10 protein-coding genes are annotated in these 7,744 nt (G+C 63.4%); 3 read left to right on the top strand and 7 right to left on the bottom strand.

Annotation, left to right across the window (positions count from 1 at the left end):
• Positions 1 to 552: 552 nt before the first annotated feature.
• Both pssA and B6V75_RS15690 read right to left on the bottom strand, forming a co-directional pair.
• Entirely contained in the window at positions 553 to 1,299 is a 747-nt protein-coding gene (gene pssA / locus B6V75_RS15695) for a CDP-diacylglycerol--serine O-phosphatidyltransferase (RefSeq protein ID WP_075775469.1), read from the bottom strand.
• A gap of 21 nt (positions 1,300 to 1,320) precedes the next feature.
• Positions 1,321 to 2,019 (bottom strand): phosphatidylserine decarboxylase, encoded by a 699-nt coding sequence (locus tag B6V75_RS15690; protein ID WP_075775470.1) that lies wholly within the window; start codon positions 2,017 to 2,019, stop codon positions 1,321 to 1,323.
• Between the two features lie 177 nt (positions 2,020 to 2,196).
• Between B6V75_RS15690 and B6V75_RS15685 the strand changes: the two genes are divergently transcribed.
• Together B6V75_RS15685 and bfr are read left to right on the top strand one after the other, a co-directional pair.
• Positions 2,197 to 2,454, top strand: a complete 258-nt coding sequence (locus B6V75_RS15685; protein ID WP_075775471.1) for a (2Fe-2S)-binding protein — start codon at positions 2,197 to 2,199, stop codon at positions 2,452 to 2,454.
• Entirely contained in the window at positions 2,438 to 2,923 is a 486-nt protein-coding gene (gene bfr, locus B6V75_RS15680) for a bacterioferritin (protein WP_075775472.1), read from the top strand. The genes B6V75_RS15685 and bfr overlap by 17 nt, the downstream gene beginning before the upstream one ends.
• Before the next feature lie 155 nt (positions 2,924 to 3,078).
• Here bfr and rpsI read toward each other — a convergent pair whose 3' ends face one another.
• The 3 genes from rpsI to B6V75_RS15665 form a co-directional block, all read right to left on the bottom strand.
• Positions 3,079 to 3,579, bottom strand: coding sequence for a 30S ribosomal protein S9 (gene rpsI, locus B6V75_RS15675; RefSeq protein ID WP_075775473.1), 501 nt, complete (start codon positions 3,577 to 3,579; stop codon positions 3,079 to 3,081).
• Between the two features lie 2 nt (positions 3,580 to 3,581).
• A complete protein-coding gene (gene rplM, locus B6V75_RS15670; protein ID WP_075775474.1) occupies positions 3,582 to 4,043 on the bottom strand; it encodes a 50S ribosomal protein L13 in 462 nt (153 codons plus the stop codon).
• A 240-nt stretch (positions 4,044 to 4,283) separates the two neighbouring features.
• Entirely contained in the window at positions 4,284 to 4,712 is a 429-nt protein-coding gene (locus B6V75_RS15665) for a PaaI family thioesterase (protein WP_088720288.1), read from the bottom strand.
• A 63-nt stretch (positions 4,713 to 4,775) separates the two neighbouring features.
• Here B6V75_RS15665 and B6V75_RS15660 point away from each other — a divergent pair, with 63 nt between their 5' ends.
• Positions 4,776 to 5,564, top strand: a complete 789-nt coding sequence (locus tag B6V75_RS15660; RefSeq protein WP_075775476.1) for an enoyl-CoA hydratase — start codon at positions 4,776 to 4,778, stop codon at positions 5,562 to 5,564.
• A gap of 6 nt (positions 5,565 to 5,570) precedes the next feature.
• On the opposite strand, the gene proB is transcribed toward B6V75_RS15660, so the two are convergent.
• Entirely contained in the window at positions 5,571 to 6,689 is a 1,119-nt protein-coding gene (gene proB, locus B6V75_RS15655) for a glutamate 5-kinase (protein WP_075775477.1), read from the bottom strand.
• Complete coding sequence (gene obgE, locus B6V75_RS15650; RefSeq protein WP_088720287.1) at positions 6,677 to 7,705, bottom strand: GTPase ObgE; 1,029 nt, start codon at positions 7,703 to 7,705, stop codon at positions 6,677 to 6,679. Before obgE ends, proB begins: the two co-directional genes overlap by 13 nt.
• Positions 7,706 to 7,744: the final 39 nt, after the last annotated feature.

Below are 7,744 nucleotides of genomic sequence, written 5' to 3'. Positions count from 1 at the left end.
TATGCTCCGGTCCGCATCGATCATCGACCAAACCGCCCGCATATCTCTTCAGATATCTATCAATGTCAAAGAGCGCGAGGCCAAAAAGAACCGGAAGCGCTTACCTTAAGCGCAGCCCGCTCTCAAACCTCAGTAGTTTTCGTTGCCTTCCGTGTCAGCATCGCTGGCCCTTCCGGCGCCCCGTTGCGTTCCGTTTGTTCCGCTTCGGTGAGGGGGGTTCTACGCATAGGCGCCGGGGTCCGCAACAGCTTTTTTCATCTGATCGTCACTTTTTTCTCGATACCCTTATTTTGTTGGTCAAAAAACCGGCAAAAAGCGAAGTCGAGGGGATGGCCCCCGAGAGAGGCAGGTGGAATCGCCTTCGCCTGCCCTTGGGGCACCCGATTCCATTTCGCGTAAATCACCCGAATTCACGCCGATCGCCCGGGTGAATCGCATCTCTGCCTGATGAATCGCTCCCCTGCCCTCGCGTCCCCGCTGAATAGCGCTTCTGAAACGCAAACGCCGCCCCGGGGAGGGGCGGCGTTCGTTCGTCTCAATCAAGCTGCGGGGTCACGCGCGCAGGATCCGGCCCCGTGCCTTCCAGATCGCCGGGATCAGCATCACCGCGTAGATCGCGGCAAGGATCACCATCAGCAGCCAGATCCGCGTGAACACCATGCCGACTGCGATCACCGTCCCGATCAGGAGAACACCGACGGCGCGACGCGGAATGCGCATCGCTTTCGGCGAGAAGGTCTTGATCCGCGAAATCATCAACAGACCGACGAAGCCCAGCCAGAAGGCCACGACCACCGGCACCGCGCGCGCGTCGCCCAGTTCGGCGAAGCTGATGAACATCGGCAGGAGCGCGAGCCCTGCCCCGGCCGGGGCGGGAACCCCGGTGAAATGGCGCATCGAGTCGGGCTCGGCGCGCATCACGTTGAACCGCGCGAGACGCAGGCAGGCCGCGCCGGTGTAGACCAGCACGAAGACCCAGCCGAACGCATGAGTCTCTCCCAGCGCGAAGCGATACAGCAAAAGCCCGGGTGCCACCCCGAAACAGAGGAAGTCGGACAGGCTGTCGAGCTCTGCCCCGAAATCCGAGGACGCGTTGAGCCGCCGCGCGAGCAACCCGTCCATCCCGTCGATCAGCGCCGCGAGCAGGATCAGCACCACCGCGGATTCGAACCGGTCATCCATCGCGAAACGGATCGAGGTCAGCCCCAGCCCCATCCCGGCGATCGTGACGAGGTTCGGCACCAGCTGCAGAAACGGCAGCCGGTCCTTCTCGTGCGGATCGATTTCGTGGTCTTTCATCGCGCCCTCCCCGAGCCTCTCTTACCGAATGCCGCCGGAGCGCGCTTGTTCCGTGCTCTCGAGATCGGCGATCACGGTTTCGCCCGCGACCATGTTCTGGCCGATGCAGACCAGCGGGTTCACTCCCTCGGGCAGGTAGATGTCGAGGCGCGAGCCGAACCGGATCAGACCGAAGCGCTCGCCGGTGAGCAAGGACTGGCCCTCTTTCGACCAGCACATGATGCGGCGCGCGACGAGCCCTGCGATCTGCACCACCCCGTATTGGCGGCCATCGGGCAGGGTCACGGCAAGGCCGTTGCGCTCATTGTCCGAACTGGCCTTGTCGAGCGAAGCGTTGAGGAATTTGCCAGGCCGGTAGGCGACCTTCGAGATACGCCCTGCACAGGGAAGCCGGTTCACATGGCAATTGAAGACCGACATGAAAACCGAGATCCGCATCATCGGCTTGTCGCCGAGCCCCAGCTCCGCCGGAGGCACCGCCGGTTCCAGCAACGAGACGATCCCGTCGGCGGGCGATACCATCAACCCCTCGCGGGTAGGCGTCACCCGCGGCGGGTCGCGGAAGAAGTAATAGCACCAGACCGTCAGCCCGACCCCGATCCAGCCGAGCGGCTCCCAGATCAGGAACAGGATGAAGGCGATCCCCGCGAAGATGGCGACGAATTTGCGCCCTTCGGGATGCATCGGTTTCACGAAGGTGGAGAGCATGGAGACGGACATACGGGCCTCTTGAACTGTTTGCCCGTGCTTACCCCAGTTGCACGGCGATGGAAACGGGGGCGGGAGATGGCACCGCGCGACCCGATATCCGACTCTTTCCGTCGGATTGACTTTTCTGACAAAACTACTCACCTATAGGGGCAGATACCCACCTCCCCGGAATCAGGGCGCGCAACCATGATCATTTGCCATTGCCAAACCATTACCGATCGCGACATCCATGCGGCGATCGACTGGATGCGAAAATCGGACCCGAGCACGATCATCACGCCGGGCAAGATTTATCACGCGCTCGGCAAACGCGCCGATTGCGGCGGATGCATGCCGCTCTTTCTTTCCACGATGCGCAAGAATACCAATTTGAAAGTGCCGGTCGAACTGACCGGGCTGAGACAGGCACCAATGGAAGGAAGACGACATGAAGGGCGACGCTAAGGTCATCGAATATCTAAACGCGGCTCTGCGCAGCGAATTGACGGCCGTTTCGCAATACTGGCTGCACTTCCGGATGCAGGAAGATTGGGGCCTTGCCGCGATGGCAAAGAAATCGCGTGAGGAGTCGATAGAAGAGATGCATCACGCCGACAAATTGATCGCGCGCATCCTGTTCCTCGAAGGCCATCCGAACCTCCAGAAGCTCGACCCGCTGCGTATCGGCGAGGGCCCGCGCGAGACGCTCGAATGCGACCTCGCGGGAGAGCATGACGCGCTGACCCTCTACCGCGAGGCCCGCGACCATTGCGAAAGCGTGCGCGATTACGTCTCGAAGGATCTGTTCGAAGAGTTGATCGCCGACGAGGAAGGTCACGTCGATTTCCTCGAGACCCAGCTCGACCTCTACGACCGCGTAGGCGCACAGAATTACGCCCTGCTCAACGCTGCAAAGATGAACGAGGCGGAATAATCCCCGCCTCTCTCAGGGCAGACAGGCTCGAAGGCGCTCCGAACGGGGCGCCTTCATCGTTTGCACCGGTCGGAATTCGGGGGCCAAGGGGCGAAGTCCCAAACGAAAAGCGGCCCCCGTATGGGAGCCGCTTTCCAAATCGTATCTCGCGAAGTTTAGCGCTTCGAGAACTGGAAGCTACGACGGGCTTTCGCGCGGCCGTATTTCTTACGTTCCACAACGCGCGAGTCGCGGGTCAGGAAGCCAGCGGCTTTCAGAGCCGGACGCAGCGAGGGATCGTAGAGCTGCAGCGCTTTCGAGATGCCGTGCTTGACTGCACCGGCCTGGCCCGAGAGGCCGCCGCCTGCGACGGTCGCGTAGACGTCGAACTGGCCGTCCACGTTCGCCACGCCGAAGGGCTGGTTCACGATCAGCTGAAGCACGGGACGCGCGAAGTACTTGTCCATCGCCTTGCCGTTCACTTCGATCTTGCCGGTGCCCGGCTTGACCCAGACGCGGGCGACCGCGTCTTTACGCTTGCCGGTGGCATAGGAGCGGCCTTGCGCGTCGCGCACGGGCTCACGGGGCGTGGAGGTTTCGGTTTCGGTGGCGCCAGCGTTGTCCGAGCCGGTCACGACCGATTTCAGATCGTCGAGGGTCTTGATATCGTCGGCCATGATCAGCTCCGGGTGTTCTTCTTGTTCATCGACTTGACGTCGAGAACTTCAGGCTGTTGCGCTTCGTGCGGATGCTCGGCACCGGCGTAGACACGCAGGTTCGCCATTTGCGCACGACCCAGACGGTTGCGCGAGATCATGCGCTCGACCGCCTTGATGACCACGCGCTCGGGATGCGCGCCCTCGAGGATCTGGCGCGCGGTGCGCGACTTGATCCCGCCGGGGTGGTTGGTGTGCCAGAAGTAGGTCTTGTCGTCACGCTTCTTGCCGGTCATCTGCACCTTGTCGGCGTTGATGACGATGACGTTGTCGCCCATGTCCATGTGCGGCGTGAAGGTGGCCTTGTGCTTGCCACGCAGACGCATTGCGACGATCGAAGCGAGACGGCCTAGCACGACGCCTTCAGCGTCGATGATGACCCATTTCTTCTCGATCTCCGCGGGTTTTGCGGTATAGGTTTTCATCTGTGATCTGCCCTTGTGGGGTATTTCGAATTCTGATGCGGGCTTTTGCGCGATTCCGGAAGCGTTTTCAAGTGGCGCGCTTCTTAATTTTGCCAGCGAAAACAATGCGATAAAAATTAGGTATCAAAATACCCCATCGCTGCGTGCGGTTTTCCGACCCGGAGGGGGCTCTGCCCCCGGCGCATCTGCGCCTCCCCCGGGATATTTCGCCCAAGGCGAAGGCGCATCGAGAGCCCCGCCCTACCCCATCGCCCTCGGCGGGATCGAATAGGTCATGCTCGCACGCGCGACAGGCCGGTCGTCGCCCTCGGAGTAAATCAGCGCATCTCCAACGGCGAGGACGCGGCCCAGTTTCAGCACCCGGATCTTCGCGATCAGGTCGGCTCCGGCCGCTGGCTTGCGCATGAAATCCATGCTCGCATTGGTGGTCACCGCCAAGGCCACGCGCCCGATCCGGGCGAGGATCGCGATGTAGATCCCGACATCGGCCAACGCGAACATATTCGGCCCCGAGACAGTGCCGCCGGGTCGTAAATGACGCTCTTCCACTTTCAGCCGCACCACCAACTCGTCCTCGTCGAGCGCGTCGATCGCGAAGTCGCCTTTCACCTGCGGAAACGCCTCGTCGAGAAATTCCACGAGTTCGTCGCGATCCATTACCAGCGCCATGCGCCCTCCCCTTCCCTTGTCCCTCTCTCGCCCCTAGAGTTTCGACAAAGAGGAGGAGTTTCAATGACAGATCTGGTGATCCGCGAGGATAAAGGCGCGGTGGCGCATCTGACGATGAACAGCCCCGGCAGCCTGAACGCGCTGTCGGATGCGATGCTCGCGGCGCTCAAGGCCCGGTTTTCGGAGCTGACCGAGGATACGAGCATCAAGGTCGTCGTGCTGCGCGGCGCGGGCAAGGCGTTCTGCGCGGGCCATGACCTCAAGGAAATGCAGCGCGGGCGCGAGGCCGAGGACAAGGGCCGCGCCTATTTCGCAGATCTCTTCTTCCGCTGCGCCGAGATGATGCAGATGATCCCGGCCCTGCCGCAGCCGGTGATCGCCGAGGCGCATGGCATCGCCACCGCCGCCGGATGCCAGCTCGTCGCCTCCTGCGATCTGGCGGTCGCCGCCGAGGGCACGCGCTTCGGAGTGAACGGGGTGAATATCGGTCTGTTCTGCTCGACCCCGATGGTGGCGCTGTCGCGCAACGTGCCGCGCAAGGTCGCCTTCGAGATGCTGACCACGGGCGAGTTCATCGATGCCACCCGCGCCCGTGAGGTCGGACTGGTGAATCGCGTCGCCCCGCATGACGAACTCGGTGCCGAGACCGAAAAGCTGGCACAGACGATCGCGGGCAAGCTCGGCGCCGCGGTGAAGATCGGCAAGCGCGCCTTCTACGAACAGGCCAACATGGACCTCGCGAAAGCCTATGATCACACTGCGGCGGTGATGGTCGAGAATATGCTCTGGCGCGACACCGAGGAAGGCGTGCAGGCCTTCATCGAGAAGCGCAAGCCGGACTGGGCGGAGTAACCGGGCTCAGCCAACCACCATATCGTCGCGATGGATCAGCGCCGCGCGGCCGGGATAGCCCAGGATCTCCTCGATCTCGCCCGAGCGGTGCCCCGCGATCAGCCGCGCCTCGTCGCCGGTATAGCGCACGAGTCCCTTGCCGAGAACAGCGCGGTCCGGCCCCGCGATAGTAACGGGATCGCCGCGCCCAAAACGGCCGACGATCTTGGTGACGCCCGCCGGCAGCAGCGACTTGCCCGAGCGCAGCGCGTTCGCCGCGCCCTCGTCGACGAACAGCTCGCCACGCGGCTTCATCGCCGCGATCCAGCGTTTGCGCGCGGCCTGCGGGTCGCCCTCGGGCAGGAACCAGCTGCAGCGCCCGCCTTGCTCCAGTGCGCCGACCGGGTGATCGGCAAAGCCTTCCGCGATCGCCATCGCACAGCCGCCCGCCACCGCGACTTTCGCCGCCAGCAGCTTCGTTTTCATTCCGCCCTTCGAGAGGCCAGACACGGGATCGCCCGCCATCGCCTCGATCTCGGGGGTGATGTGTTCGATTACCGGCAGATGCTCGGCGCTCGGGTCGGTCTTCGGATTCGCCGTATAGAGCCCGTCGACATCGGACAGCAGCAGCAACTGGTCCGCCCCGATCGTCACTGCGATCTGGGCAGCCAGCCGGTCATTGTCGCCGAAACGAATCTCGTCGGTCGCGACCGTGTCGTTTTCGTTCACGATGGGCACGACGCCGAGGCCCAGCAGCGTCTCCAGCGTGGCACGCGAATTGAGATAGCGCCGCCGATCCGCGGTATCTTCCAGCGTGACGAGAACCTGCGCGGTGCTGACGTCATGCGGGCCCAGAACTTCCTCATAGGCCCGCGCCAGGCGGATCTGCCCCACCGCCGCCGCGGCCTGGCTCTGCTCCAGCGGCAGCGTACCACCCGCAAGACCGAGCACCCGCCGCCCCAAGGCGATGGACCCGGAGGACACGATCACGACGCCGGTGCCGCGTGCGCGCAAAGCCGCCACGTCCGCAGCCAGCGAGCGCAGCCAATCCGCGCGCAAGCCGCCCTGATCGACGAGAAGCGCCGATCCGATCTTGATCACCAGGCGCTTCGCCTGCGCCAGAGCGGGCGCGCTCACGGATGCCATGCTCCGCCCTCATCCTCCGGCTTCGGCTTGTCCTTGGCGATTTCCGCCCAGAGCGCGCGCAGCACATCCGGCACGCCTTTTTTCGACACGCCCGACATCAGCATGACAGGCCCACCCGACGCCTCTTCCAGCTCCGCCTTACGCTCAGCCAACGTCTCTTCGTCAATCGCGTCGATCTTGTTGAGTACGGTGACGCGTGGCTTCTGCGCGAGGATTTCCGAATAGGCCTCCAACTCGCCGATGATCGTGCGCCAATCCTCGACCGGGTCCTCCGCCGTGCCATCCACCAGATGCAGCAGCACCGAGCAGCGCTCGACATGGCCCAAGAACTGATCGCCCAGACCCCGCCCTTCAGAGGCGCCCTCGATGAGCCCCGGAATGTCGGCCACGACGAATTCGCGCCCGTCGATGCCGACCACGCCGAGATTCGGAACCAGCGTCGTGAACGGATAATCCGCAATCTTGGGACGCGCGTTCGAGGTCGCAGCCAGGAAGGTCGACTTGCCCGCATTGGGCAGGCCCAGAAGCCCCGCATCCGCGATAAGCTTGAGGCGCAGCCAAATCGTGCGCTCGACGCCTTCCTGACCGGGATTCGCCCGTTGCGGCGCGCGGTTGGTGGAGGATTTGAAATGCAGGTTGCCCCAGCCGCCATTGCCGCCCTTGGCGAGCAGCACGCGCTGCCCCACCTCGGTCATGTCGGCGATCAGTGTCTCCTGATCCTCGTCGAGAATCTCGGTGCCGACCGGCACTTTCAGCACGACGTCGTCGCCATCCTTGCCCGTGCATTGGCTGCCCATGCCGTGCTGGCCGGATTTGGCGAAGAAATGCTGCTGGTAGCGGAAATCGATGAGCGTGTTGAGCCCTTCGACCGCCTCGATCCAGACCGAGCCGCCCTTGCCGCCGTCGCCGCCATCGGGGCCGCCGAATTCGATATATTTCTCGCGCCGGAACGAGACGCAGCCCGCGCCGCCGCCGCCGGAGCGGATATAGACCTTGGCGAGATCGAGAAATTTCATGGCTTGGCCCCTTTCATCAAGGCGCCGCAATAGACGCCT

Origin of the sequence: Thioclava sp. F1Mire-8 (assembly GCF_002213165.1) — a bacterium.
Lineage (GTDB): Bacteria > Pseudomonadota > Alphaproteobacteria > Rhodobacterales > Rhodobacteraceae > Thioclava > Thioclava nitratireducens.
Note: the sequence above shows the minus strand (reverse complement) of the source record. Positions and strands in the feature narration are given on the sequence as shown.